Below are 26,335 nucleotides of genomic sequence, written 5' to 3'. Positions count from 1 at the left end.
CCCGCACGCCCGATGACGGGATCCAGCTTGCCGTCGTGCGCGGCCGCGGTGAGGTTGCGTCCGAACTGGTCCAGCACCACGGAGCCGGCGTTCTGGCCGGCCTCGCCGCCCTGGCCCACCCCGGCACCCGCGGTCTCCTTGCCGCCCTGGGCGCCGCCCTGGTAGCCGGAGAGCAGCTGGATGACCGTCTGACGGACGCGGTTCAGGTCCGCGCCGAGCTGCACGAGGACCTGGGCGGCCACGCCCTCGCCCTCGCGGATCAGGCCGAGCAGGATGTGCTCGGTGCCGATGTAGTTGTGGCCGAGCTGCAGCGCCTCGCGCAGGGACAGCTCGAGCACCTTCTTGGCGCGCGGGGTGAAGGGGATGTGTCCCGAGGGCGCCTGCTGGCCCTGGCCGATGATCTCCTCGACCTGGGCGCGGACTGCCTCCAGGGAGATGCCGAGGCTCTCGAGAGCCTTGGCGGCGACGCCTTCACCCTCGTGGATGAGGCCGAGCAGGATGTGCTCGGTGCCGATGTAGTTGTGGCTGAGCATCCGCGCTTCTTCTTGCGCGAGCACCACGACTCGTCGGGCTCGGTCAGTGAACCGCTCGAACATTGTGAGACTCCTCGCCGCTGCGCCCACGGGCTCCCTGCCCGCCGAGCCGTACATACCTCTGCAACTCTAGTGCGCCCCACCCACACGGGTGGTCACGAATCAGGTCGCACGGACTCAACCCCACGCCGTACGCCGCTGTTCCCGCCTCCCCGTTCGCCCCCAGCGAACACCCGTTGTTGATTGAGGAGCGAGCGAAGCGAGTGTCTCGAAATCACCAACGGCGTTCGCCGGTCTTCCCGGTCGAGCCCGTCGAGACCCGCGCCGCCCGTTGGCTGGCGTCATGTCGTTGGTTGAGGAGGCGAACTGCGGGCGTCATGTTGTTGGTTCAGGAGGCGTCATGTCGTTGGTTGAGGAGGCGAGCCGCTAGGCGAGCCGTCTCGAAACCACCGACGCCAAACGCAGAATCACCACAGGGCCGCCCCCGTCGTGCGCTCGACGGGAACGGCCCTGCGGCTTACCTCAAACATGGACGGAGCGGCCCGGTCCATCCCCGCGCAGCGGCTGTCAGGGATGGTCCGGACCGCGTCCATGGGTCCCTACCTACGAAGTGCAGGTGAGGCGGGTGGTGGGATCGAGCCCGCCCCCCTAGACGAGGGCTCCTGGGGCGGACGGATAGCCCGCCCCAGTCGCCTCACGTCATGACGCGATCAGCGAACGCGCTTCTTGTTCGTCTTCGCGCGCGTGGTGTCGTCGGTCTTCAGAACGATGGCCACGTACTTCGTCCGCTTGTTGCCGTTGCGGTCCGGGATAACGAAGCGCTGCTTGCCCGCCTGGTTGATCGTGCCGGTGCGGATCCGGGTCTTCTTCTTCTGACCCGGGTTCCAACGGTAGATGCGGACGGTCGCGCCGGCCGCCTCACGGTTGGTGACAACACGCAGAACGTCGCTCTGGTCGCCGTTGTTGCGCGCCTTCAGAGCAGCCACGATCTTCAGCGGCTTGGTCGGCTCCGGCTCCACCGTGTCAGCCGTGAAGACTACCGAGTCGTCGAGCTTCGTGATCTGAGAGTCGTCCCAGTCCCGGATCACCGCGGAGACCTGTGCAGTCCCAGCAACGTCACCGACGAAGTTGTAGAAAGCCTCGCCGTTGCTGTTGGTTGTGGTGCCGTAGTTGATGTCACCGCTCTGAGCATTCGGCCCGGACCGGATGAACTCGACAGTCAGCCCGCGCAGCGGCTGACCCTCCTGGTCGACAGCCGTAACCTTCATGGTGACGGTCTGACCGACCTTCGCCTCGCCCTGGGTGTCGTCGTCAAGGGTGTACGTGGAGGCGGTAGCAGCGAAGTCCACCTCGTACCAGGTGATGGTCGGAGCCTGGTCGACCTTGACTGTGCTAGTGCCGGTCGCGGCGTCGTCGTCGTTGACCTCGGCGGTCCAACGAGCAACAATCGTCTGCTCCGTCGCGACGTCGGACCAGGCTTCCACAGCCGGGTCCTCACCCAACCATTGCGACAGGTCCGTGCTCGAGACCGAGGCCGGCGAAGTGCCATCAACCAGGTTGACGTACTGCTTCGTCCGGTTGCCGAACTGGTCGGTCGTCACCAAGTCGAAGTACACAGTCTGCTCGTCGGCTCGCGCCTTCGGCAGGATACTGCTCTCCTGCTCGGCCGCAGCCGCGAGAGAGATGTCGACGTTGCCGGGGTTGAGCGGCTCGACGTCGCGGTAGAACCACTCACCGGTCTCCGGGTTGTAGTAGTCATCGGTGTCGTTGCCCGAAACGAAGATGTGGGTGTAGTCGTCAGCCGCACCGGCGTAAGACACCGCGATGGTGCCCTCAACCCACCCGTCGTCATCGAAGCCGGCAAACTTCTCGTACCCCCAAACGATGGTGGCAGTTCCGTCCGCAGCGAGAGCGACCGAGTTCTGGTTAGCGGCGGCCTTGTAGTCGCCGTTCCCCACCGTTCCCTCGTTTACCGGAACGCCGTTCACGTGCTCGAAGAGGATCGCACCCTCGGGCAGCGTGATGTCGACAGTCTTGCCGGCGATACCGGTCGGCACACCACCAGCGTCGCTCGTGACCGTAATGGTCTGCACGAGCGGACGCCCCGGAGTTGCGTCGTTCTCGCCGTCGATGGCGTAGACAGAAGCATTGCCGAGCGTCACGTTCCCGATCGAAGCGGCGGACGTGAAGTTCGCCTTCGACGTGTCGGAAGCACCGGCGTTCCCTGCGAGGGTGCTCGTCTGGGTCGCAGCCGTGTTGCCCGTAGCCGCCGTCAGCACGCCACCAAGCTCAGACCCCGCGGGTGTCTCGCTCCGGTCCTTCACGATCACGGTGAACGCACCATTAGCGTCAGTGGTGTAGGTGTCGCTGAGGACGATTGCAGTGCCCTTCAGGATGCCAGCGTCAGCGACACCGTCTGCCGGCGCCTTCTCCTCGCCGCGAGCGAACGAGGCGTCGATTCGACGGCCCTCGAGGTTGGTTCCGTCCTCAAGCTGGAGCGTCCCCGAGTAAGTGATCTGACCCCCCGCAGCTGCCGAGCCGGTCTCTGGGGTAAGTACGATCGCCGCCTGTCCGGCCTTGATGCCGGTCTCAGTCCGAGCAGCGATTGCACCCTGGCCGTTCGAGTCGGCGGGCACACGGTAGGTCAGCTCGTAGTCACCGGACGCTGCGCCTACGGGGAAGACGACGTTTGCGCGACCCTGCGCGTCGGTGGTGGCCGACTCCCAAGCCGTCGAAGCGTCATCTGCGGTTCCAGGCACATTCCAGCGGTACTGGACCGTCCGGTTCGCCACCGGGTTGTCGTTTTGGTCGACAACAGTGACGTAGATATCTCCAGCGGCGTACTCGTCGTCGTCGAAGGCCTTACCGTCGCGGAAGGTGACGGTCATGTCATCCGGCACACCGATGTAGCTCGCGATCGCGATGTCGTCGCGCGGATCAATGGACTCCAGCGCGGTGTTGCTGGTGCGGTTGGCGTAGTAAGTGTGGTTGCCGCCCGCTGCTGCCGTGTCCTTGACCTGACCGTTCGCATCTGTGTAACCGATCAGACGGTTGCCGTTCGTGTCGTACACCTGTGCACCAGCGATGGCGGCGCCATCTTGGTCAGTCACAGTTACGGTTACCGTGGTGCTTCCACCGGCCGGAGCGTCACCGGCGGCAACAGCTGTCACTGTGGTCGGGGTCTGCGTCACGATGCTCTTAGCTTCAGCATCGTCCGTGACACGCTCGGCACCGACGACGATCTGGTTGTTCCCTGCCGTACCGAAGTCGCCGTAGGTGTAACCGCTGATGTCCAGAACGCCTCGGAACGTGTTGGGGGTGCCCGCGACGACCGGCGCCTGCGACGAGGCGGTGACGCCTGTCCGCGTTGAAATAGTCACGTTGCCATCGCTCGCCGAGGTGGTACCCGTGACGACAGCGAGGTGGCGGTTGTTGTCCCCGCCGTACGGCTGCTGGAAGACGCGCAACGGACCGTCGTTGAGCTCGACGGTCTGGGTAGCGGCTGCGGCGCCAGACAGCAGCGTGACATTGCGGGTGTCAACATCGCCGTCCACGCCGTCCACGATTGCCACCGCGCGAAGCTGCAAGTTGGCGGGCGGCAGACCCGGGTTCCACTCCGCTGCCGCAAAAGCGCCATCACCGTTCCGGGTGGTGACCGTCTCGATGGCCTCCCAGTTGGTGCCGTCAAGCGAGTACTCGAAGCGAACGCCGTCGACGTCAGAGCCGGCCACAGCCACGAGGCTGATGGTGGAGTTGGTGCCATCGTTCTTTGTCGAAGCAGCACCGCTGTACTGCGTAGCCAGGATGACCTGGTCCGCGCCACCAGCCTGGGCCGCCAACGGCGCGGCCGAGGCCGTGCCAGCCATGAACGGGAGGCCCGTCACGGCGAGAGCGGAGACGGCAGTCGCAGCCAGTCCCCGCTTAGTTCCGCTGCTGATCATGTTGTTCCCTTCAGAGGAGAATCGATCTCGGGGGGAGCAACAGACTCCCCCGATGAGGCAGTCCGGACGAGTGTCCAGACCAAATGCCTTTGGCACCCTAACACCAGGAAGTGCCAGATGTGCAACATGCCTGAATGCTGGTTTATCCGCAGGTCAGGCGTGGGATGAGTGCGGGTTTCGAGGGGTCACTTCCAGATGGTCTCGACAAGCTCGACCGGCGGCGCGTCGGCCGGTCGTGCCGTTGGTGGTTTCGAGACGCTCGCTTCGCTCGCTCCTCAACCAACAACGGGGGTCTCGACAAGCTCGACCGGCGGAAGTCTCAGTGAGCGGCGGCGTAGGCGTCGCGGACCTCGGCGGAGACACGGCCACGGTCCGGCACGTCGAAGCCGTTCTCACGCGCCCATGCGCGGATGTCCGCAGCGCTTGGGCCGTCGGAGCCACTGCGCGAGCCACCCGTCGTACGGCCTCCAGAAGCGCCTCGGCGGCGCCCGCTACCGGTGACGCGGCGACCGTTGGCGACGTACAACGAGAGCGCGTCGCGAAGGTTGGCGGCGTTTTCTTCGGAGAGATCGATCTCGTACTGCTGACCGTCGAGGGCGAAGGAAACGGTTTCGACCGCGTCGTTGCCGTCGATGTCGTCTACGAGCTGGACATTGATGCGCTGAGCCATGAGGAATCACTTTCGGAAAGTCGAGTCGGAGGATTGCTGCTTCTCGATTCCCCCCGCGAGAAACGCGCTCGGACGAATATAGACCCTGCAATGCGAATCCGCATACTGCGGGCGCATTTCAGCCCGCGGCTCCCAAGTCCACCTCGCCCGAGCCAGTCGCGGCGTTCCCTGGAGGAATCCGCAGGTCAGGGGCCCGGCGCACGCGTGCGTGACCACGAGCGGGTCGCGCGCAAGTTACGCGTGACGGCGGCCACAGGAAAAGCCGGGAGTCGCCGCTGTGGGGGGTCGCCTGCCTTTCGGCAGGTGTGCGCCGAAACCGGCCCCGAAGATGCCGCACGCGACCCCTCGGCAGTCTCAGTTTCCTCAGCCGCCACCCAGGTTTGTGGCACCTGGGGCACGGAGAACCTGCAGTCATGACTTACTCGATCCCCGGACTCTCCCAGGAAGACGGCGACAAGATCGCCAAGATCCTCCAGGTGCGTCTGAGCGCCTACAACGACCTGCACCTGACGCTCAAGCACGTGCACTGGAACGTCGTCGGACCGCACTTCATCGGCGTACACGAGATGATCGATCCGCAGGTCGAGGCCGTTCGCGGCTTCGCCGACGCGACCGCCGAGCGCATCGCGGCTCTGGGCTCCAGCCCGCGAGGCACCGTCGGCGCCATCACGAACGACCGCGACTGGGACGACTACGCCCTCGACCGCGACACCGTGCCGGCCCACCTCGCCGCCCTCAACCTCGTCTACGTCGGCGTCATCAAGGACGTCCGCGAGGCGATCGAGGAGATCGGCGAGCTCGACCCGGTCACCGAGGACCTTCTGATCAGCCACGCCGCTGAGCTCGAGCAGTTCCACTGGTTCATCCGCGCACACCTCGAGAACGCCGGCGGCGAGCTCATCAGCGCCGGCGCCAGGACCGAGGAGGGCGCAGCCAAGAAGGCGCGCAACCTCTGAGCAAGACAGTCAGCGCCCGGTCACGCACCGGGCGCTGGCCTGTCTCCACGGTCGAGCCACCCTCGGGCACTGCAGCGGCAGCCCGGGGGTGGCTTGTTTCCGCCAGGTCTCGACCCATGGAGACGGTCGCTGCGCTCCCGCCTCGCATGACAGGCAGGCTCGACCAGCGGGCGTCGAGTCTTGAGTCTCCGATGAGTGGCTGCGCTGGGCTCGAGGGATCAGCGGATCGACACGATCTCCTCGGCGTTCTCCAATAGCCGGGTCGCCCATTCGACCGCCCTAGCCGCATCCCCCATCGCGATAGACGCGGATTGATACTGGGACTTCGTTTTCAGTCTGAGCAGGCGACCCAGCGTCGGCGCGAGCATCGCACCGGGAGGTCCCGCACTTCTGAGCTCCGTCACGGCCTCGTGGTGGCTGTCAGGTTTCCTGGTCCTGCCGGTCAATCGCAGACAGATCGCGTCCTTCGAGTTGATCCCGCAGATGACCGCGCTGGATGTCGCAGCGTTGAACTGCTCGGCCTCAAGACTCGCAACTGCGGCTGCGAGAAACTCACGGGCCTTTGCCAAGTGCGCACGCGCTTCGGAGTGAGTCACCCCGCCACCTTGGCAGGGAGCAGCGACCGAATGTCCGGGCCAACAAGGGTGATGGCGTCCCGCCGGAGGTCCAGCACCAGCCGATCTTCCCGGGCCTCCGCAGCAGCGAGACCCTCCACATCGAGGTCGAGCACTTCGCACCCGTTTCCTGACCACGCATGCACCCGGCCGATGAGTCGGTCGATCTGTTGGTGCCAGCGAGGGTCGTCATCCGCAACTTCGCCACGCACCACCAGGATGTCGATGTCGCTCGCGGTCGTGGCGTCGCCTCTCGCCGCAGAGCCGAAGAGACACGCTGCCAACGCTGGCGGATCCCAGGACGCCAACTCCTCACGGATGCGCACCATCAGCTCCGTCCACATCCCCGCCAGGGCAATGACACCAGGCGCGGCAACATGTTCCCGATTGAGTCGGTACAGGTGGGCCGGAGGTCGCCGCTCACGTAGCACGACGCCCGCATTGGCCAACTCCGCCAGGACGTCGTTCACCCGCCTTCGCGACACCCTCTCGGCTGCCAACTCTGCCACCCTCCGCCCGCTCAGCGGCTCGGTGGTGTGGGCCAACACCTGCAGCACAGCCCCATGCGCGCTCGGCACGACGGAACTGATCGGATGTGTGAGATCCATCGACGCCCCCTTCCTGGGCAGCATACCGCCCAATTGGGCACTAATCTGCCTGATGCCTCCGCCCGGTCGGCCGGGTCTCGACCCTTCGAGACGGTCGCTGCGCTCCCTCCTCAGGACAGGCAGGCTCAACCGCCGAGGGCGGCTCGACCGCCGAGCTACTCGGGGCGGAGCAGCGGGAACAGGATCGTCTCGCGGATGCCTGCGCCGGTCAGCAGCATCACCAGCCGGTCCACGCCCATCCCCATCCCACCGGCCGGGGGCATGCCGTGCTCCATCGCCTTGAGGAACACCTCGTCGAGGTCCATCGCCTCCGGGTCGCCCTTCGCCGCCAGCAACGACTGCTCGGTCAGCCGCTCGCGCTGGATCACCGGATCGTTGAGCTCCGTGTACGCCGGAGCGAGCTCGACGCCGTTGATGATCAGGTCGAACGCCTCCACCAGGCCCGGCTTGCTGCGGTGCGGCTTGGCCAGCGGCCGCACCGACTCCGGGTAGTCCTCCACGAACGTGGGCTGGATCAGCGTGTCCTCGACCAGCTGCTCGTAGAGCTCGAGCACGATCTCACCGGCGTCCCAATGGTCCTGCAGCTCGATGTCGCGCGCATCGGCGTACTGCTTGAGCGTCTCGATGGGCGTCTCCATGGTGACCTGCTCGCCGAGTGCCTCGGAGACGAGGTCGAGCAGCGACGCCGAGCGCCACGGCTGCTCCAGGTCGATCTCCTCGCCGTTGCGGCCGGTGACGACCGTGCGGGCGACGTCGCGGGCGGCGTTGACCACCAGGTCGCGGACGAGCTCCTTCATCGTCTCGATGTCGCCATACGCCTCGTAGGCCTCGAGCATCGAGAACTCCGCCGCGTGCGTGGAGTCCAGCCCCTCATTACGGAACGTCCGGCCGATCTCGTAGACCTTCTCGACCCCGCCGATCATCGCCCGCTTGAGGTCGAGCTCAAGCGCGATCCGCAGCAGCATCGGCTGGTCGAAAGCGTTCAGGTGCGTGCGGAACGGACGCGCCGCCGCGCCGCCGTTGGTCAGCTGCAGGATCGGCGTCTCCACCTCGACGTAACCGCGGTCGTCCAGCGTGCGCCGCAGCGAACGCAGCACCGCCGCCTTCGTGCGCACCATCTGGCGCGCGTCCGGGTTGACGATCATGTCGAGGTAGCGCTGGCGGACCCGAGCCTCCTCCGACAGCGGCCGGTGCTCGTTGGGCAGCGGCCGCAGCGTCTTGGCGACCATCGTCCAGCTCGTCGCCTGCACCGACAACTCGCCGCGGCGGCTGGTGATGACTTCGCCGGTGACGCCGACGAAGTCGCCGATGTCGACCAGGGCCTTCCAGTCCGCCAGCGACTCCTCGCCCACGTCGGCCAGCGACAGCATCGCCTGCAGTTCGGTGCCGTCGCCCTCCCGCAGCCGAACGAAGCACAGCTTGCCGGTGTTGCGGATGTGGATCACCCGGCCGGCTACGGAAACGATCTCGCCGGTGCGGGTGTCCGGCTCCAGTCCGGCGTCGTCGTACTTCTCCCGGACCTCGGCGAGCGTGTGCGTGCGCTCGACGACGATCGGGTACGCCGCGTGGCCGGCTTCGAGCAGCCGCTGGCGCTTCTCGCGCCGCACCCGCATCTGCTCGGGGAGGTCGTCCTCCGGTGCAGGGGTCAGCGGCTGGTCGGTCATGGGCTCAAGCCTAGGATGGGTCTCGACAAGCTCGACCGCCGGAGGGCACAAGCTCGACCGGGGGAGGGGACAAGCTCGACCGCCGGAGCAGTGACCCCTGCTGGAGCACAAGCCAAGCGCTTTCCGACGTACACGTCGAAAGCACCCGATCGTGAGCATGTACGTCGGAAAGCGCACCCGGCTCGTAGTCGGTAGCCTCGTAAATCGCGACGATATCTCGCCACGAGGGTCTCGACAGGCTCGACCGCCGGTTTGGGGCTCGACCGCCGGTCTGCAAGCGACCGCCGGTCAGAGCGGGACGCGCCAGACGAGGACGGTCCCCTGGGGGTCGTTGGGGCCGACGTCGAGGCGGCCGCGGAGCTTCTCGGCACGGCGGCGCATGTTGCCCATGCCGCTGATTCGACCATTCGGCGTGAGACCGCGGCCGTCGTCGGCGACGCACAGTTGCAACTCGCGGTCGTCCTGCACCAGCGTCACCTCGACGTGGTGAGCGTCGGCATGCTTGACGACGTTGGACAGCGCCTCGCTGAGCACCGCGGTCAGCTCTCGAGCGACGCGGCCGGGCACCTGATCCCAATCGACCCTGACGCGCAGATCGGGCGGGAATCCCAGCACCCGTCCGCAGTCCGTGATCATCCGCTCGATCCGCTCCGGCAGTTGCGGGGTGACCGCCAACTGCTGCAGGTCGTAGATCGTCCCGCGCAGCTCGCTGATCGCAGCGTCGATAGCGCGGGCAGCGGCATCGACCCGTACGCCGGCCTGCGCGGCGTCTCGCTGGGCCATCGCCAGATCGAGTCCCGCCGCGAAGAGTCGCTGGATCACCAGATCGTGCAGGTCCGCGGCCATGCGCTGCCGCTCCTGCATGAGCGTCATCGCCCGAGCGGCCTCCTGCAGCGCGCGCTGGGTGTCCACCCGGTCGGTGATCTCGTCGCCCGCGATGACGAACCCGACGATCTCACCGTGCTCGACATGTGGGCGGAAGTGCGCCTCGGCGTGCCGCTCGCGTCCATCCGGGTCGATCCAGGTGCGTTGGTGCGTCGAGGGCTCGCCGCGCAGCGCGGACTCGATCGGGCTGACGTAGTACGCGAAAACCTCGTCGCCCACGATCTCGCGGAGGTGTCGGCCGCTGACCTCGTCGGGCGTGCGGCCGAGGTAGTCGAAGTAGAGCCGGTTCATGTAGACGTTGCGGCCCTCGGCGTCCCAGTAGCTGACCACCCAGGGCAAGTCGTCCAGGATCGCGAGCAGTTGCTCCCGAGACGGATCCGAGTCGCTCATCCAGCCCCCCAAACCCCTGGCGACAGTAACCCCGAGCCGGGGGAGAGGGCAGTGCAGAATCCGTCGGATTTCAGGCCGCTACGGGCGAATCCGCCGGTGCCGGGCTCGACCGCCGGAAGGTGCGGCCTGGGTCGGAGCCATTCGGGCGTGCAACTCCATGCCGGAGGGGCAGTTCGGAGGTGATTTTCAGGGGAGTTGCACGTCCGTTTGGCCGCCGACCGACATACAACTCTCCCCGTTGCGGCCCGGGTCGGCGCTAGCCGGCGGGAAGTTGGGTGTCCGGCGGCGGGCGAACGGCGGGTCTCGGCCACCGGACCAGGCTCAGACGTTGCGCTCGAAGACGATCTCCAGGCCGAGCAGCGTCAGCCATGGCTCCTGGTCGGTGATCGTGGTGCACTCGGCCAGCACCAGGTCGGCCAGCCCACCGGTGGCGATGACATTGATCTCGTCGAGCCCCAGGCCGAGCTCGGAGCACATTCGCGTGACCATGCCGTCGACCTGTGCGGCGAACCCGTAGAGCGCTCCGCTCTGCAAGGCCTCGACGGTGTTCTTCGCGATGACCGACCGCGGTTTGAGCAGCTCGACCTTGCGCAGCTGGGCGCCGCGCTGGTCGAGCGCTTCGAGGGAGATCGCGATGCCCGGGGCGATCGCGCCGCCGGCGTACTGCCCCTTCGGCGTGATCACGTCGTACGTCGTCGCGGTGCCGAAGTCGACCACGATCGACGGCCCGTCGAAGAGCTGCGCGGCGGCGACCGCGTTGACGATCCGGTCGGCGCCGACCTCGCGGGGGTTGTCCATGAGGACGGGTACGCCGGTGCGGACGCCGGGTTCGACGACGACGTGCGGCACGTCGGGGTAGTAGTCGCCCATCATCTGGCGCCACTCGTGCAGCACCGCAGGGACCGTGCTGCACACCGCGACGCCCTCGATCGCCGAGCGGTCGGCCCCGTCGGCGAGCAGGCCACGCAGCAGCACGCCCCATTCGTCGGCGGTCCGGCGCTCGTCGGTAGCGACGCGCCAGTGGTCGACGACCTCGCCGCCGGCGACGAGACCGACGGTGGTGTGGCTGTTGCCGATGTCGGCGCAGAGCAGCAATCGCTCGGCCGGCTCGCGGGCGATCTCCAGCGTCATCAGCCCTCCCGCAGGTCCATCGCGATGTCCAGCACCGGCGCCGAGTGCGTGAGAGCGCCGACCGCGAGGAAGTCCACCCCGGTCTCAGCCACCTCACGTGCGCGGTCGAGGCTCAGCCCACCGGACGCCTCGAGGATCGCGCGACCGTTGGTGATGCGCACGGCCTCGGCCATCTGCTCGGTGGACATGTTGTCGAGCAGGACCTGGTCGGCGCCGACCTCGAGCAGCTCGCGCAGCTGGTCGAGGGTCGTGACCTCGACCTGGATGGGCAGGGTCGGGTAGCGCGCCATCACCGCGAAGTACGCCGCCACGACGCCGCCCGCGCCGAGCACGTGGTTGTCCTTGATCAGCGCCTCGTCGGACAGCGACGTGCGGTGGTTGACGCCGCCGCCACACCGCACGGCGTACTTCTCCATCAGCCGGAACCCCGGGATCGTCTTGCGTGAGTCACGGATCCGGGCACCCGTGCCGCTGACGGCGTCGACCCAGCGGGCGGTGGTGGTGGCGACGCCGGAGAGGTGGCACAGGTAGTTCAGTGCGGTCCGCTCGGCGGTGAGGAGAAGGCCGGTCGGGCCGGTGACGCTGAGGAGTACGTCGCCGCGCGCGACCCGGTCGCCGTCGGCCACGCGCCGGGCGATGTCGACGTGCACGCCGGCGACGTAGCGGAACACCAGCTCCGCCACCGGCAGCCCGGCCACCACACCGTCCGCCCGGGCGACCACGTCGGCGGTGGCGACCGCGTCGGGAGGGATGGTCGCCGCGCTCGTGACGTCCTCGCCGGGCACGTCCTCGGCCAGCGCCCGCATCACTGCGTCGTAGGTGCTGCGCGCGTCCAGCCCGCAGTCCTCCAGCTCCGTGCGCAGGGCCACCGCGAGGGCGTCGTACGCCGTGCGGGCGATCGTCATCGGGCATCGTCCTCGTGGGTCGGGGTGGGGTGGAAGGTGGCCGTCAGCCGGGTCTCGACCCTTCGAGACGGTCGCTCCGCTCCCTCCTCAGGACAGGCAGGCTCGACCGCCGGAGCAGGCTCGACCGCCGACACGTCGACGTGGCCACGCCAGGCGCGATCGTCGCGCTCGGGGAAGTCCTCGCGCCAGTGCGACCCGCGGGTCTCGCAACGCAACCGAGCCGCAGCCATGAGCGCTGCGCCGAGCGTGAGCAGGTTGGTCGTCTCCCAGGCGAGCGTCCCGGGCTCCGCGGCGCCGCCGGCCAGTTCGGCGAGCCGCGCCTCGCCAAGCGCGAGTCCGGAGTCGGAACGCAGCACGCCGGCGTACTCGGTCATCACCGCCTGCAGCTCGGCGCGCGCTTCGGCCGCAACCAATCCGGGCACGCGATGATCCGGCGCCGGATCACGTCGAGCGGGCAGCTCCTCGACGAGCAACTGGGCGATGCGTCGGGAGAAGACCAGCCCTTCAAGGAGGGAGTTGGACGCCAGCCGGTTCGCTCCGTGTACGCCGGAGCACGCGACCTCGCCGGTGGCGTAGAGGCCGGGGACCGACGTACGCCCGTGCAGATCGGTCGCGACTCCTCCAGATGCATAGTGGCAGGCCGGCGCGACGGGGATGAGGTCGACGACGGGGTCGATGCCATGTGCACGACACGTGGCGAGGATCGTCGGAAACCGGCGCTGCCACTTGTCCTCGCCGAAGTGCCGAGCGTCGAGCCACACATGATCGGTAGCGCTCTCGCGCATGCGGCGCATGATCGCCTTGGCGACCACGTCGCGCGGCGCGAGGTCGGCCAGGTCGTGCTGGCCGAGCATGAAGCGCTTGCCGTCGTCGTCGACGAGGAACGCGCCCTCGCCGCGCACCGCCTCGGAGATCAGCGGCTGCTGCCCACGCGAGTCGTCGCCGAGCCACATCACGGTCGGGTGGAACTGTACGAACTCCAGGTCGCGCAGCACCGCTCCCGCGCGCAGGGCCAGCGCCATCCCGTCGCCGGTCGCCACGGGAGGGTTGGTCGTCGCGGAGAAGATCTGCCCGAGCCCGCCGCTGGCCAGCACCACGGCGCGGCACAGCACGGCACCGACGCCGTCGCGCTGCCCCTCGCCCATCACGTGCAAGGTCACCCCGGCGACGCCGCCGCCCTCGCCAGGGACGAGGTCGAGGACGAGTGCGTGCTCGGTGACCTCGATGTCGGGGGCAGCAAGGATGGCGGCGACCAGCGCCCGTTGGATCTCCGCGCCCGTCGCGTCCCCGCCTGCGTGGGCGATGCGGTCGCGCAGGTGGCCGCCCTCGCGGGTCAGCTGCAGCTCGCCGGCGGGGCTGTGGTCGAACTGCGCCCCCAGCGCGATCAGCTCGTGCACCGCGGCCGGCCCTTCGGTGACCAGTGCGCGCACTGCCTCGACGTCGCAGATGCCGGCGCCCGCGACGAGCGTGTCGTGCAGGTGCTCCTCGGGGGTGTCCTCGGGACCGAGCGCGGCGGCGATCCCGCCCTGCGCCCATTGCGTCGAACCCGCCGAGAGCACGTCCTTGGTGACCACGTGCACCGACCCGATCCCGGACTCGCGGATCCGCAGCGCAGCCGTCAGTCCGGCGATGCCTGAACCGACGACGACCACGTCGGCGTACGACGTCCAGCCGGGCTCGGGCGCGGCGAGGCGAGCGACGTTCATCGGCCCAGAGTCAGCGCGATGTTGTCGAGCAGGCGGGTGTTCCCGACGCGCGCCGCGACGAGCAGCCGTGCTTCGCCGCTCGCCGGGGCCGGGCCCAGGTCGGGGTCGGTCAGCTCCAGGTAGTCGACCTCGACTCCCTCCGCACCCTGCAGCACCTCGGCCGCTGCGCGGCGTACGGCATCGGGGCCGTCGGCGCTCGCCGCCGCGCCCGCCCGCAAGGCCTGTGACAACGACCGGGCCGCACGACGCTGCTCGGGGTCGAGGTAACGGTTGCGGCTCGACAGCGCCAGCCCGTCGTCCTCGCGCACGGTCAGCCCGCCGACGATGTCGATGCCCAGGCAGAGGTCGGCGACCATGCGCCGGATCAGCGTCAGCTGCTGGTAGTCCTTTTGCCCGAACACCGCCACGTCAGGTCGGACGAGGCCGAAGAGCTTGGCGACGACGGTGAGTACGCCGCGGAAGTGGGTGGGGCGCGCGGCTCCTTCGAGTACGCCGCCGAGCGGCCCGGGCTCCACGCTGACCTGCGGCTCGCCGCCGGGATAGACCTCGTCGACCGTCGGCGCGAACACCACGTCGACGCCCTGCTCCGCGCAGATCGCGAGGTCGGCGTCGAACGTGCGCGGGTAGCGGTCGAGGTCCTCGCCGGCCGCGAACTGCATCGGGTTGACGAAGATCGACACCACCACGACGTCGCGCTCGGTCACACGCTCGCGGGCCGCGCGCATCAGCGAGGCATGTCCCTCGTGCAGCGCGCCCATCGTCGGCACGAACGCGACCCGTCCATCAGCCGCGCGGACCGGCTTGAGCGCGGCTTCGAGCTCCGCGCGCGTCCGCGCCACGACCGGCTGGGTCACGCGGTGACCTTCTCCAGCGCGTCGTTGAGGATGCCGACGAGCTTGACCGCGCGGATCGGCAGCAGCTGCCCGTCGAGCACGGCGGTGTTGACCGTGGAGCGGGCCAGTGCGACGTACGACGGCAGCGTCTCGGGCTGGTGCAGCGAGATGTCTCGCAGGTGCGCCCGCACGGTCTCGACGTCACCGCGCACGATCGGCCCGGTCAGAGCCGCGGTGCCCATGGTGAGCGCGTTGTCGAGCGCGGCGGTCAGCAGCGGCCGCAACGTCGCCGCGGGGTCGGCCGCACCCGACTCGCGCAGCAGCTCCATCGCCTGCGAGACCAGCGTGACCAGGTGGTTCGCGCCGTGGGCGAGACCGGCGTGGTAGAGCGTCCGCTTGTCCTCCGGCACCCACACCAACCGACCGCGCAGATCGGACACCAGCGTCTCGGCCAGCGCGATCGACACGTCCTCGACGGCGGTCACGCCGTACGCACATCCCGGGAGCCGCGGCAGGTCGAGCGTCGTACCCGTGAACGTCATCGCCGGGTGCAGCGCCAGCACGTGCGCGCCGCGCAACCGAGCCGGCTCGAGGACGGCGAGCCCGTGGCGCCCAGAGGTGTGCGCGACGTACTGCCCCTCCCGGATCGCCCCCGACGCCGCCAGCATCGACACGACGTTGCTCAGCATGTCGTCGGGCACGGTCAGCAGCAGCAGGTCGCAAGAACGGGCGACGGCCGACGGCTTGCGGACGGGTACGCCGGGCAGCAGCGTCTCCACCCGGGTGAGGGTCGCCGCCGACTCACCAGCGGCCGCGACCACCTCGTGGCCGGCAGCGCGCAGGGCTGCGGAGAGGACGGCGCCGACACGGCCGGCACCGACAACCCCGATACGGGTGCCCGGAAGGGTCATCGTCATCGCCTTTCGTTCCAGTCCCGCGAGGGGTACCGGACGGTGTGCTGACGACAACGAGCCTAGGCGGCGGAGGCAACGCCCGTCACCCCCCGGTGGCCCACGTCACAGTTCTCCTCCCTCCACGGCCCCCGGTCAGCGCGGACCGTCCGCCACCACCGCCGCGGGCAACCACCCCTTCGCTCGTTCCTCGCTCAGGGGGGCCAGGCCCATCCACGCCCGCGGCGGCGGCGTCGGCCGATCCGCTCCCTCGGGCACCGAACGGGGGCGAGCTGCTCCTCTCCGGCTGAACTACCGTGGACGCATGGCGACGCCGCTCGGGATGCCCGCCATCCCCCTCCGCACGACCGCTCCGCCGTGGCGGTCGGCGTGGGACGCGGCGTTGTACGGACCGGGCGGGTTCTTCCGGACCCAGTCCCCCGCCGACCACTTCCGTACTTCGGTGCACGGCTCGGACCTGATGGCGCGAGCGCTCCTCACCCTCCTCGACCGGGCCGGACTGGACACGCTGGTCGACGTCGGCGCCGGGCGCGGAGAGCTGCTGGTCGCCCTTCACCGGCTCGACCCGACGCTCGAACTGCTGGGGGTCGAGGTCGCGGCCCGACCCGGGGAGCTGCCCGCCCAAGTCGACTGGTCCCCCGTCCTGCCTACGTCGGTCGACGGGCTGGTGATCGCGCACGAGTGGCTCGACAACGTGCCGTGCCACGTGGTCGAGGTCGACGACACCGGCTCGCCTCGCGTGGTCCATGTCGACCCGGCCACCGGCGAGGAGTCGCTCGGTCACCGTGTGGACGCCGACGGCGTACCGGCGACCCTGCAGGAGTGGCTCGCCGAGTGGTGGCCGCTCGACGGCTACGCCCCCGGCACGCGCGCGGAGGTAGGCACGAGTCGCGACCGCGCGTGGGGGGACCTCGTCGGCCGGATGGATCGAGGCCTGGCGATCGCCGTCGACTACGGGCACCTGCGCGCGGACCGGCCGGCACTCGGGTCGCTCCGCTCCTATCTGCACGGCCGCGAGGTCGACGTGCTCCCCGACGGCAGCCGCGACGTCACCGCGCACGTCGCCGTCGACGCTCTGGCGGCCGCGACCGGTGGCATGCTCGTCCGCCAGCGCGACGCGTTGGCCGCGCTCGGCCTGGAGACGACGCGTCCGCCGCACGGTCTCGCCGAAGCCGACCCGGCGGCGTACCTCTCGGCGCTCGAGCGCACCACCCGCGCCGCAGACCTGGTCGCGCCGGGCGGTCTCGGCGACTTCTGGTGGGTGGTGTGCGGGCGCGGCGGGATCGACGCGAGCGTGCTCAGCCCGCTCGGCGTGCCGCGCGACTGAGAGCGACGACACGGCCGACTTCGTCGTGCATGTGTACGGCGTCGCGCTGACTCCCGCGCAGACGGACCGGGCCGGGTGGGATGTCCACGCAGAGATCCGCCAGGCCGAGCCGCCGCTGCAACGGCCCCTGTTCGATCCGCACCGACTGCACGCGTGCTTGCGGCACGACATCCATACGGCGGGTGAACCAGCCGCGACACCCGACGACGACGCGCTCGTCCATGCCCACGCCGTACGTGCGCCAGAAGAAGGGGGCGAACCACCGCGCCCGTCGAGGTACGCCGACCAGCGGCACCTGCGCTCCGTCGAGACCGCGCAGGGCCTCGCGTGCCAGCCACAGGCACTCCTCTCGCGGCGCGACCGGCATCAGCACCGACGAGGCCTGCACCTGGTCGCTGCTGCCGCCTTGGTAGCCGGCCAACGACACCTCGAGCCGCGCCCAACCCAACGGCCGCCACAGCAACGGCTCGTGCACGACGACGCCCTGCACGCGATGCAGCGCGATCGTCTGGCGGGCAAGACTGAACATGCCGCGGCGTACGTGCATCGCGCCCGGCGACCGCGACACGACGAAGCCGTAGTAGCTCGTGAGCTTGCGGGCGAGCGCCAGACCGAGACCCAGCAGCGCCGGCACCAGGCCGCCGACGACGACCACGCCCGTGCCGGTGAACAACGCACCGAGGCCGAAGGCTGCAGCTGCCAACGCGCCCGCGATCGTCTCGCCCGACAGCGCCAGGCTCGCGAGCAACCGCCCGAGGTCGAGTTTGGCGAGCGGCTGCTGGAGCTCTTCGGGTACGCCGGGTGGCGGGACTGAGCCTGGTGTCGGCACCGCGCCGGGCAACGCCCCGCCCGGGGCCGGTTGCTCCAATGACGCGGTCTCGTCGCGGTGGGCGTCGCGCAGGAGCAGGAGTTGCTGGCGCAGCTGACGCGCCTCGGCCAGCGGGAGGAACGCCAGCGTGCCTTCGCGGTCACCGCCGGCGAGGTCGAAGCGCAGCTCGGCCAGGCCGAACAGTCGCGCGACGAACGGCTGGATGATGTCGATGCCCTGCAGCCGGTCGACACGGATCCGCCGCGACTGCCTGCTGATCACGCCGGTGTCGATGCGCAGCTCGTCGTCGCCGACCCAGTACGTCGTCCGCACCCACGACGCCACCCCCCAGGCGCCGCCGCCGACCAGGATGACGACGAGCAGGAACCCGGTGAACGTCAGGTCCTCGCCGCTCAACAGCTGCTGCCAGCTGGCCGCGAGGAACGCCACGACCAGGATCGGCCCGCGGACCAGCGGTGTGAGCGGAGAGAGCCGGCGCGGAGTGGAAGGCGGCGGGGGTGGTGCGGCCGGCGCCGGTCCGGACGGTCCTGCTTCCCAAGGAGGTACGCCGGTCACAGCCCGGACGCCTTGGTCTCCCCCGACACGGTCAGCCGGTCCCGCAGCCGCGCCGCCTCCTCACGGGGCAGACCCGGCACGACCGCCCCCGTGATCGGGCTGGCCGTGTGCACGTGCACCTGCGCGATCCCGAGCAGCTGGTCCAGGGGGCCGGCCTGCACGTCGACGAACTGCATCCGCCCGTAAGGCACCACGACCAGCTTGCGGAACAACGCGCCTCGGGTGACGTAGAGCTCGTCGTCCTGCTCGGCGTACCCTATCCGCGACACCGCGCGTCCGATCACCCACCATCCCCACGCGGCCAACGTGAGGATCGCGACGAGCAGGACCATCCAGATGCCGCGCGGCAGCAGGTCGAGCGCGGCCACGACGACCACGGCGGCCGCGAGCGGTGTCAGCAGGAGCAGCAACCCTGCGCGGCGTACGACGGCCAGCGCCGGCGACACGCGCTGCCACACCACACCCGGCGGCTCGAACAGCCCACTGTCACTCGGCTCCGTCACGCCCCGACCCTAAGCCACCCCCTCGGCGGTCTGGCCCGGAGTGTTTGTCGTACCTGGCACGACAAACCCTCCAGGCCCGAGCCCGACAGCGCAGCCCGGTGCACACGGCCGAGCCGTTCCGGCCCACCCCCGCGCATGCAGGAGGGCAACGATCCGCGCCATCGTCCAGCACGGCCGGTCGATGACCTGCCCCCACGACAGCCGCACAGAGTCACGACCGTCGACGCGCAGGTCGAGGTCCCGGTCGAAGTCCCGATCGCGCTGCCACGCGGTGTCGTGGAAGAGCCGTCCGTCGAGCTCGACGCAAAGCCCGCACTTGTACTCCACGTCGCGGTAGACGACCCCGGCCCCAAGCCGATCCACCACCTGGCGGCGAGCGCCGCTCACGCCGTGCCGCCGCTCGGCGACCAGGTAGGCATGTTCGAGGACCGAGCATGCTCCCGCGGCGACGTCGCCGAGCACGGCCATCATCCAGCTGCGACGCTCGACCCAAGGGCGTCGCTCGAGGTGCTCGAGGAGTCGTCGCGCCGTGGTGCGCCGCCCCTGAACCGCTCTCGCCAGCTCACCCAGCGCCTGCATGTTGGTTGCAGCGGCGGCTGCCACATCGATGACCGCGTCCTCGTATCGCTGCCTCGGCGGACTCGCGTTCCACTGCACCCGCTCCTCGAACCGCTCCATCCGCACGACGACCAGGCCACTACGCCGAGCCACCCGCCGGTCGCGGTCCACGCCGATGTGGATCGGCGTGCTGGGCCGGTTGCTGCCTGGTCCCTCGACGGCGCGGACCGCCGAAGGTCCCTGCAGGACGGCGGGCTCGTACAGCAGCACGCCTGCCCACGCGTGTTGGATCCACGAAGGCTCCCCCGTGTGGTCGATGAGTACGCCGCGGTGCAAGCGGCTGAGCTCGCGTCGGCGTACGAACCGCTCGACATCGTGTGCTCGCAGACCGGCTGCTTCGAGCTGCCGCCGGGACACCACACCGGCCTGGTCCTGGATCAGGTTCGCGACTCGTTCGTCCACGCGGTCGATCGTCCTCGCCCGGACACCGCCCGGCCAGGGGGATTTGCGCGCCTGTGGATAGCCGTGGCCTGGAGTGTTTGTCGTGCCTGGCACGACAAACACTCCACCCCCGCTGCCTCGTAGGGTCGTGGTGTGGAGATGACGGTGGGGATGGGTGCGGGGGTCTCGGCCGCCGGGACCGATGTGGTGCTCGACCTCGGGCCGCACCACCCGAGCATGCACGGGGGGCTACGGCTGCACCTGAGCGTCGAGGGCGATCGCATCGTGCGCGCGGAGCCGGAGGTGGGGTTCCTCCACCGCGGCGTCGAGAAGCTCTTCGAAGTCCGCGACTACCGGCAGATCATCATGCTCTCCAACCGTCACGACTGGTTGAGCGCGTTCGCCAACGAGCTCGGCGTCGTACTCGCCGTCGAGCGCATGCTCGGCATCGAGGTCCCTCCGCGCGCCGTGTGGCTGCGAACGTTGCTGGCCGAGCTCAACCGCGTGCTGCACCACCTCATGTTCCTCGGCTCCTACCCCGCCGAGCTCGGCGAGGCGCCGATCCAGGCGCTGCACGAGCGCGAGCGCCTCCAGGGCGTGATGGAGGAGATCTCCGGCGGCCGGATGCACTACATGTTCAACCGCGTCGGCGGGCTGAAGGAGGATGCACCCGATGGGTGGCTCGACCACGTCCGCAGGGTCGTCGCAGAGCTGCGAGCAAAGCTGCCGGAGTTCGAAGAGCAGGTCTTCGCCAACCCACTCTTCGCCGAACGGACCCGCGGCGTCGCCGTCCTGACCCGATCGGAGGCGGAGTCGTACGGCGTCAGCGGCGTCGTCGCACGGGCCAGCGCCCTCGACCTCGACCTGCGTCGCAACGACCCCTACCTGGCGTACGCCGAGCTGCACTCGGACGGCGTCCTCACCGTCCCGGTCGGCGAGGACGGCGACGCGTTCACGCGGTTCCGGCTGCTGTACGACGAGATCGGAGTCAGCCTCGACCTGGTCGACGCGTGCGTCGAACGGTTGCGTTCGGTCGACGGGCCCATCGACGTGCGATTGCCGAAGATCGTCAAGGCGCCCGAAGGGTCGACGTATGCGTGGACGGAGAGCCCTGGCGGCATCAACGGCTACCTGCTCGTGTCGCGCAACGAGAAGACGCCCTACCGGCTCAAGCTCCGATCGCCCGGGTTCAACAACGCCTCCGCCTTGCCCACGCTGCTGCACGACACGAAGGTCACCGACCTCGTCGCCGCCCTCGGGTCGATGTTCTTCGTCATCGGCGACATCGACAAGTAGCCGGCCGGCGGTTTCGAGACGTCGCTCACGCTCCTCTTCAAACCACCGTGATCGCTTTGGTGGTTGAGGAGCCGAGCCCCCAAGGGCGAGGCGTCTCGAAACCACCCCACCGCGCACGTGGGTTTCGAGACGTCGCTAACGCTCCTCCTCAACCACCATGGGGCCGCCGGATGGTCGGCCGGCGGCGGCGGCGATGACGGACGACCATCCGGGACCGGCGAGGGGGATGAGAGAGTTCGCCCATGCCTGACAGCAGCCTCAAGAACGTCGTGGTGGTCCTGGCCGGCGGAGTCGGCACCCGCATCGGCCTCGGCATCCCCAAGCAGCTGATCAAGATCGCGGGCAAGACCATCCTGGAGCACACCGTGTCGGCGTTCGACGCGCATCCGGCGGTCGACGAGATCATCATCCTGATGGCACCGGGCCACCTCGACGCGGTGCGGGCGATCGTGCGCGACGGCGGCTACTCCAAGGTGATCGACATCCTCGAGGGCGCCGAGACCCGCAACGACACAACGCAGCGGGCGTTGGACCGGCTCGGCGAGGAGGAGTGCAACGTCCTCTTCCACGACGCGGTCCGCCCGCTGGTGACCGCGCGGATCATCGCCGAGTGCTTCGAGGCGCTGAAGACGCACGACGCCGTCGACGTCGCCATTCCCAGCGCCGACACGATCGTGGAGGTCAACGAGGACAACACGATCCGCCACATCCCGCCTCGGGCGATGCTGCGCCGCGGCCAGACCCCGCAGGCGTTCAAGTCCTCGGTGATCAAGCGCGCCTACGAGCACGCCCGCACCGACCCCGGCTTCACCGCGACCGACGACTGCACCGTCGTGCTGCGCTACGTGCCCGACGTGCCGATCTGGGTTGTGCAGGGCGACGAGCGCAACATGAAGGTCACCGAACCGATCGACGTCTACCTCGCCGACAAGCTCTTCCAGCTCGCCAGCAACGACGTACCGAGCCTCGGCGGTGACGAGAACTACCGCAAAGCCTTGTCCGGCAAGGTGATGGTGGTCTTCGGCGGCAGCTATGGCATCGGCGCCGACATCGCGGCGCTGGCCGAGGAGTACGGCGCGGTGGTGCGCACCTTCTCGCGGTCGAGCACCCAGACCCACGTGGAACGACGCGCCGATGTCGCGACCGCCGCTCGTCAGGTGCTCGACGAGCTCGGCCGGGTCGACTTCGTCGTCAACACCGCCGGCGTACTCCCTCGCGGGTCCCTGACCGAGACGAGCGAGGAGACGATCTACGCCGCGACCGAGATCAACTACCTGGCACCGGTCTTCATCGCCCAGGAGTTCTACCCGCACCTCAAGGAGTCCGGCGGCTCGCTGTTGATGTTCACCTCGAGCTCCTACACGCGCGGTCGCGCCGGCTACAGCCTGTACTCCTCAGCCAAGGCGGCGGTGGTCAACCTGACGCAGGCGCTGGCCGACGAGTGGGCCGCCGACGGCGTACGCGTCAACTGCGTCAATCCCGAGCGGACCGCGACCCCCATGCGCACCAAGGCGTTCGGTGAGGAGGCACCCGGCACCCTGCTCGATTCGGCCGTGGTCGCGCGGTCCTCGCTCGACATCCTGCTGTCGGGGCAGACCGGGCACATCATCGACGTGCGCAAGGACGACCCGTTCATGGGCGCCCTCGACGTCTGACGCCGCTCAGCTCTTCGAGCGACGAGAGGGACCCGCGCGCAAGGCGGCGAGCTCCTCCTCCAACCGTCGGTTCGTACGCCGCAGGCGCCGGGCTGCGCGGACGAGGTCGGCGATGCGCTCGTTGCTGGCCACGATGGAAGCTGCATGTGCAAAGGCGTCCGGCGTCCAGTCCCCCGTGCGCGACTCGATGCGCGCGAAGTCCCAGCGGTCTCCGAAGCGGGCGAAGTCGTCGGCGTAGATCTGCTCCACAGCCTCGCGCACTCCGTCGGCGAAGACTGCTGCGGTCGGCTCGAACGGCGACTTGTTCGACCGACCCAGCACCAGGTCGCCGGCATGGCCCTGCGCCGCCACGTGGGCGTTGAGGTCACGCATCAGGTCGCCGAGCTCGGCCATGTCGTAGAGCCGCGAGAACGGCACGACGTGCTCGTTGAGCGCGTGCACCTGCGTGACGAAGTGGCCGTCGTCGAGGGCCTCGTGGCCAGGCGTCGCCGCGACCTCCAGCACGAACGACCGGAAGCGATCGACGATCTCGTCGGCCGAGCGCGGGGCGCCGGGTGCACCCGGGGTCTCCCAATGCTTCCAGTAGCCGGGACTGCGGAGCAGGTACTTGTCCTGCCATGCGGAGAACAGCCGCAGCCGCGGGTCGCGCAGCACCCCGAAGACGAACCACCCGTCGGCCGGCGAGATCGAGGCCAGCAGGTCGGCGGGCAGCTCGACCGGGTCGGGCACGGACTGCCAGAGGTCGCGATTGTGGATCTGCCCCTCGCGGGTCGGGCTGAACCCGAGGTCCCCCTGTCGCAGCCGGTCGAGGTCTTCCCCGCCCAGGTCGGCGACGAGCCACTTCAGAGAAGTGCATGCGTTCTTGGGCGTGGAGACGTAGACCAGGCGCCACTGCGGCAGCACGTAGAGGCGGCGCTTGGAGTTGAACTTCAGCAGCCGCGAACCGTCACGAGGGGAGGTCGTCATCGCGACCTCGTCCCTAGCGCACGCACCCGACCCGCCCCGCGACGGAGAGCGACCGCGAGCAGGTCGCGGGTCGGCGCCTGACTGATCGGCACTCGGCGCGGATCGCCGACACGGAAGCTGGGCCCCGTCTCGGAGAGCCGACGCTGACGACGCCGCTTGCGCCGTCCCTTCTTCGTGCCGATGTCGGCGGTCTGTAGCACGGACTCCTCCACGATGCCCACCATCGCCGCCACCATCGTCGGGATCGCCACCGTCGTGGGGGCGAGCTCGTCGGAGGAGCCGGCGACGACGACCTCGCGGCTCATCGACAGCGCGTCGAGGTCGCCGATGACGTGGATGCCGCGCTCGCGGATCTCGGCCACCCGGCGTGCACTGATCTCGGCGGCGCGCTCGGCCGCCCACACGGGCAGCTTCGGGATCGGGCGTTCGTACGCCGACCGCGGGCTCTCCGTCATCCGCAGGATCGCGCCGCGCTGGATCAGTCGGTGGTAGACCCGGTCGGGCCACTCCTCCTCGGCGAACACCTCGTTGAGCCGGCGCAGCAGCTCGGTGGCGTTCCAGGTCAGGGAGGCGTTGGCGCTCGGCGGCAGTTCGAGGAGACCCTCGGGAAGGCCGAGCAGGCTCTCGAAGGAGCGTGGGATCAGCGTGCGGTCGCTGTCGTCGGTGACGATCAGGTGGAAGCGGTCGCGGCCGACGGCGGGCTCCCACCGCTCGAACATCCGGGTGACGTCGTGGGAGGCCCAGAAGCGGCGCCACTCGCGGTTGGGCGGCTCCCCACCTTCGCTCGACCGATCAGCCAGCACCATCTCGAGCCACTGCTCGTAGGTGTAGGTGTCGTGGCTCTTCACCCGCTCCTGCCACTGCGAAGGCAGCAGCCGGTCGAGCCGGCGGGCGACCGCGACGACGTGCACGGCCTCCCCGCCGAGGTCCTCGGCGATCCGCAGGGCGTACTTCGGCCCGGCGCTGCCGAAGTCCTCGGTGCTGACGCAGGCGCGCGGCTCGGTGCGCTCGCGGACCTCGCGGGCGAACTCCTCCCACAGCTCGATCGCCACCGGCTCGCGGCCGCGCGGCGTGTAGTTGAGCACGGCCCAGCCCGGTCGCATCGCCCGCCGCCACCGGCCGGGATAGGCGACGCCGTGCGCGTGCATCTGCTCCTTGGCGGCGAACATCGCACTTTGGATCGCCGTCGACCCGGTCTTGTAGGGGCCGATGTGCAGCAGCACGCCACCCTCGGGGATGGTCAGGTCGCTCACTGGCCTTCCCCTCGGCGTACGACGCGGCGACCGCGAGCGACCGTGCGGCGGCCCGCCTCGGCGAGCAATGCTCGCGCAGGCACGTCGGCCAGCACCGGCTCCGCGCGGCGCCTGGGACCAGAGGCTCCGAGACGGACCCGGCGGATCTGACGCCGCCCGGGCTTGCTCTCCAACCGCTGGTAGCCGGCCACGCCGCCCGCCAGACCGCGCACCGCGGAGTCGATCGACAGGGTCTGGACCTCCTCGCCCGCCTCGCCACCGGCGACGACCTCGCGGAGGGCATCGGGATCGCCCACGATGCGGACGCCGGAGGACGCCAGGACGTCAGCGCGACGCTCGCTCAGCTCACGCACCCGCTCCTCCGCCCAGGCGGGCAGCCCCGGCACGGCGCGGTCACCGTCGCCGCGACCGCCCTCCTTCATCTCATGGACCATGCGGCGCATCACCGGGTAGTAGACCTCGTCGGGCCAGCCCCGCTCCTGCGCCTCGAGGTTGAGCCGCCGCAGCATCTCGACGCCGTTGTAGGACAGCGACGGGTTGGCCGGCGGCGTCTTCTGGAGTACGCCGTCGGGCAGGCCGAGCAGACTCTCGAACGCACGCGGGAGGACCGACCGGTCGGACTCGTCCGCGACGATCGCGATCACCCGGTCGGTGCCGACCTGGTCGGACCAGACCTTGAGCTGGCGTTTGAGGTCGTGGGACTGCCACACCGCCTTGCCGGTCTCGGTGCTGCGCGGGCGCTCGGAGAGCACCGCTCGTAGGTACTCCTCGTAGCTCTCGGTGCGCCAGGACTGGGCCCGCTGCTGCCACTGCGAGGGCAGCAGCTTGTCCAGGCGGCGTACGACGGTCACGACGTGCACGCGGTCGGGGCCGAGGTCGGTGACGATGCGCCCGGCGATCTCGGGGCCGACGCGGCCGAAGTCCTCGGTGCTGATGCAGACCAGCGGCTCGCTGGCCTCGCGGACCTCCTCGACCAGCGAGTGCCACTCGTCGATGGTCGCGGTGGGGCGACCGCGGGGGGTGCTGCCGATGACGGCCCACCCGGCGCGCATCGCGCGGGTGCCGGTGCCGGCGTACAGAACTCCGTGGCCGCGGAGCTCCTCACGGCCTTGGTGCAGCGCCGCCTGGATCGCGGTGGAGCCGGTCTTGTAGGGGCCGATGTGGAGCAGGATCGACCCGTCGGGGAGCCGCCCAGCCGGTGCCAT

General features: G+C 69.5%; 22 protein-coding genes. 4 read left to right on the top strand and 18 right to left on the bottom strand.

Annotated elements, in window-relative coordinates; translation table 11 throughout:
- From ACHFGS_RS04605 to ACHFGS_RS04595, 3 genes are all read right to left on the bottom strand, one after another.
- On the bottom strand, positions 1–596 hold a 596-nt coding region (locus ACHFGS_RS04605), incomplete at its 3' end, for a Clp protease N-terminal domain-containing protein (protein WP_394289211.1).
- A 647-nt stretch (positions 597–1,243) separates the two neighbouring features.
- On the bottom strand, positions 1,244–4,474 hold the full coding sequence (locus tag ACHFGS_RS04600) for an Ig-like domain-containing protein (protein WP_394289210.1): 3,231 nt from the start codon (positions 4,472–4,474) through the stop codon (positions 1,244–1,246).
- A gap of 319 nt (positions 4,475–4,793) precedes the next feature.
- Complete coding sequence (locus ACHFGS_RS04595) at positions 4,794–5,144, bottom strand: Lsr2 family protein (protein ID WP_394289209.1); 351 nt, start codon at positions 5,142–5,144, stop codon at positions 4,794–4,796.
- Positions 5,145–5,557: 413 nt separating this feature from the next.
- Between ACHFGS_RS04595 and ACHFGS_RS04590 the strand changes: the two genes are divergently transcribed.
- Positions 5,558–6,100 carry a Dps family protein gene (locus ACHFGS_RS04590; RefSeq protein ID WP_394289208.1) on the top strand — a complete coding sequence of 181 codons (543 nt, stop codon included), beginning with the start codon at positions 5,558–5,560 and terminating at the stop codon, positions 6,098–6,100.
- Positions 6,101–6,318: 218 nt separating this feature from the next.
- Here the strand turns inward: ACHFGS_RS04590 and ACHFGS_RS04585 are convergent, their stop codons facing one another.
- The 9 genes from ACHFGS_RS04585 to ACHFGS_RS04545 form a co-directional block, all read right to left on the bottom strand.
- Positions 6,319–6,696 (bottom strand): HEPN domain-containing protein, encoded by a 378-nt coding sequence (locus ACHFGS_RS04585; RefSeq protein WP_394289207.1) that lies wholly within the window; start codon positions 6,694–6,696, stop codon positions 6,319–6,321.
- Entirely contained in the window at positions 6,693–7,322 is a 630-nt protein-coding gene (locus tag ACHFGS_RS04580; protein ID WP_394289206.1) for a nucleotidyltransferase domain-containing protein, read from the bottom strand. The genes ACHFGS_RS04585 and ACHFGS_RS04580 overlap by 4 nt, the downstream gene beginning before the upstream one ends.
- Before the next feature lie 155 nt (positions 7,323–7,477).
- Complete coding sequence (gene lysS / locus ACHFGS_RS04575; RefSeq protein ID WP_394289205.1) at positions 7,478–8,986, bottom strand: lysine--tRNA ligase; 1,509 nt, start codon at positions 8,984–8,986, stop codon at positions 7,478–7,480.
- A gap of 288 nt (positions 8,987–9,274) precedes the next feature.
- Positions 9,275–10,261, bottom strand: a complete 987-nt coding sequence (locus ACHFGS_RS04570) for a PAS domain-containing protein (RefSeq protein WP_394289204.1) — start codon at positions 10,259–10,261, stop codon at positions 9,275–9,277.
- A 321-nt stretch (positions 10,262–10,582) separates the two neighbouring features.
- Positions 10,583–11,392, bottom strand: a complete 810-nt coding sequence (locus ACHFGS_RS04565) for a type III pantothenate kinase (RefSeq protein WP_394289203.1) — start codon at positions 11,390–11,392, stop codon at positions 10,583–10,585.
- Positions 11,392–12,297, bottom strand: a complete 906-nt coding sequence (gene nadC, locus ACHFGS_RS04560; protein ID WP_394289202.1) for a carboxylating nicotinate-nucleotide diphosphorylase — start codon at positions 12,295–12,297, stop codon at positions 11,392–11,394. The genes ACHFGS_RS04565 and nadC overlap by 1 nt, the downstream gene beginning before the upstream one ends.
- Positions 12,294–14,003, bottom strand: coding sequence for an L-aspartate oxidase (locus ACHFGS_RS04555; RefSeq protein WP_394289201.1), 1,710 nt, complete (start codon positions 14,001–14,003; stop codon positions 12,294–12,296). The genes nadC and ACHFGS_RS04555 overlap by 4 nt, the downstream gene beginning before the upstream one ends.
- The gene (gene panC / locus ACHFGS_RS04550) at positions 14,000–14,857 is read right to left on the bottom strand and encodes a pantoate--beta-alanine ligase (protein ID WP_394289200.1); all 858 of its coding nucleotides are present in this window, start codon (positions 14,855–14,857) and stop codon (positions 14,000–14,002) included. Before panC ends, ACHFGS_RS04555 begins: the two co-directional genes overlap by 4 nt.
- Positions 14,854–15,753, bottom strand: a complete 900-nt coding sequence (locus ACHFGS_RS04545) for a Rossmann-like and DUF2520 domain-containing protein (RefSeq protein ID WP_394289199.1) — start codon at positions 15,751–15,753, stop codon at positions 14,854–14,856. Before ACHFGS_RS04545 ends, panC begins: the two co-directional genes overlap by 4 nt.
- Positions 15,754–16,051: 298 nt before the next feature.
- Between ACHFGS_RS04545 and ACHFGS_RS04540 the strand changes: the two genes are divergently transcribed.
- Positions 16,052–17,074: an SAM-dependent methyltransferase gene (locus ACHFGS_RS04540; protein ID WP_394289198.1), complete on the top strand. Its 1,023-nt coding sequence runs from the start codon at positions 16,052–16,054 to the stop codon at positions 17,072–17,074.
- Here the strand turns inward: ACHFGS_RS04540 and ACHFGS_RS04535 are convergent.
- The 3 genes from ACHFGS_RS04535 to ACHFGS_RS04525 form a co-directional block, all read right to left on the bottom strand.
- The gene (locus ACHFGS_RS04535; RefSeq protein ID WP_394289197.1) at positions 17,046–18,332 is read right to left on the bottom strand and encodes a PH domain-containing protein; all 1,287 of its coding nucleotides are present in this window, start codon (positions 18,330–18,332) and stop codon (positions 17,046–17,048) included. The two genes, ACHFGS_RS04540 and ACHFGS_RS04535, sit on opposite strands and share 29 nt — an antisense overlap.
- Before the next feature lie 122 nt (positions 18,333–18,454).
- Complete coding sequence (locus ACHFGS_RS04530) at positions 18,455–18,961, bottom strand: PH domain-containing protein (protein ID WP_394289196.1); 507 nt, start codon at positions 18,959–18,961, stop codon at positions 18,455–18,457.
- Between the two features lie 9 nt (positions 18,962–18,970).
- The gene (locus tag ACHFGS_RS04525) at positions 18,971–19,981 is read right to left on the bottom strand and encodes a type IV toxin-antitoxin system AbiEi family antitoxin domain-containing protein (protein ID WP_394289195.1); all 1,011 of its coding nucleotides are present in this window, start codon (positions 19,979–19,981) and stop codon (positions 18,971–18,973) included.
- A 138-nt stretch (positions 19,982–20,119) separates the two neighbouring features.
- Between ACHFGS_RS04525 and ACHFGS_RS04520 the strand changes: the two genes are divergently transcribed.
- The gene (locus tag ACHFGS_RS04520) at positions 20,120–21,256 is read left to right on the top strand and encodes an NADH-quinone oxidoreductase subunit D (RefSeq protein WP_394289212.1); all 1,137 of its coding nucleotides are present in this window, start codon (positions 20,120–20,122) and stop codon (positions 21,254–21,256) included.
- A 242-nt stretch (positions 21,257–21,498) separates the two neighbouring features.
- A complete protein-coding gene (ispD, locus tag ACHFGS_RS04515) occupies positions 21,499–22,911 on the top strand; it encodes a 2-C-methyl-D-erythritol 4-phosphate cytidylyltransferase (RefSeq protein ID WP_394289194.1) in 1,413 nt (470 codons plus the stop codon).
- A gap of 6 nt (positions 22,912–22,917) precedes the next feature.
- Here ispD and ACHFGS_RS04510 read toward each other — a convergent pair whose 3' ends face one another.
- Genes ACHFGS_RS04510 through ACHFGS_RS04500 form a run of 3 tightly spaced genes read right to left on the bottom strand, consistent with a single transcriptional unit; the run spans position 22,918 to position 26,335 of the window.
- The gene (locus ACHFGS_RS04510) at positions 22,918–23,877 is read right to left on the bottom strand and encodes a sulfotransferase family 2 domain-containing protein (protein ID WP_394289193.1); all 960 of its coding nucleotides are present in this window, start codon (positions 23,875–23,877) and stop codon (positions 22,918–22,920) included.
- The gene (locus tag ACHFGS_RS04505) at positions 23,874–25,130 is read right to left on the bottom strand and encodes a hypothetical protein (protein WP_394289192.1); all 1,257 of its coding nucleotides are present in this window, start codon (positions 25,128–25,130) and stop codon (positions 23,874–23,876) included. Before ACHFGS_RS04505 ends, ACHFGS_RS04510 begins: the two co-directional genes overlap by 4 nt.
- Complete coding sequence (locus ACHFGS_RS04500) at positions 25,127–26,335, bottom strand: hypothetical protein (RefSeq protein ID WP_394289191.1); 1,209 nt, start codon at positions 26,333–26,335, stop codon at positions 25,127–25,129. The genes ACHFGS_RS04505 and ACHFGS_RS04500 overlap by 4 nt, the downstream gene beginning before the upstream one ends.

It is taken from the genome of Microbacterium sp. (assembly GCF_043427715.1).
Lineage (GTDB): Bacteria > Actinomycetota > Actinomycetes > Actinomycetales > Microbacteriaceae > Microbacterium.
This window is presented reverse-complemented; position numbering and strand designations above follow the sequence as displayed.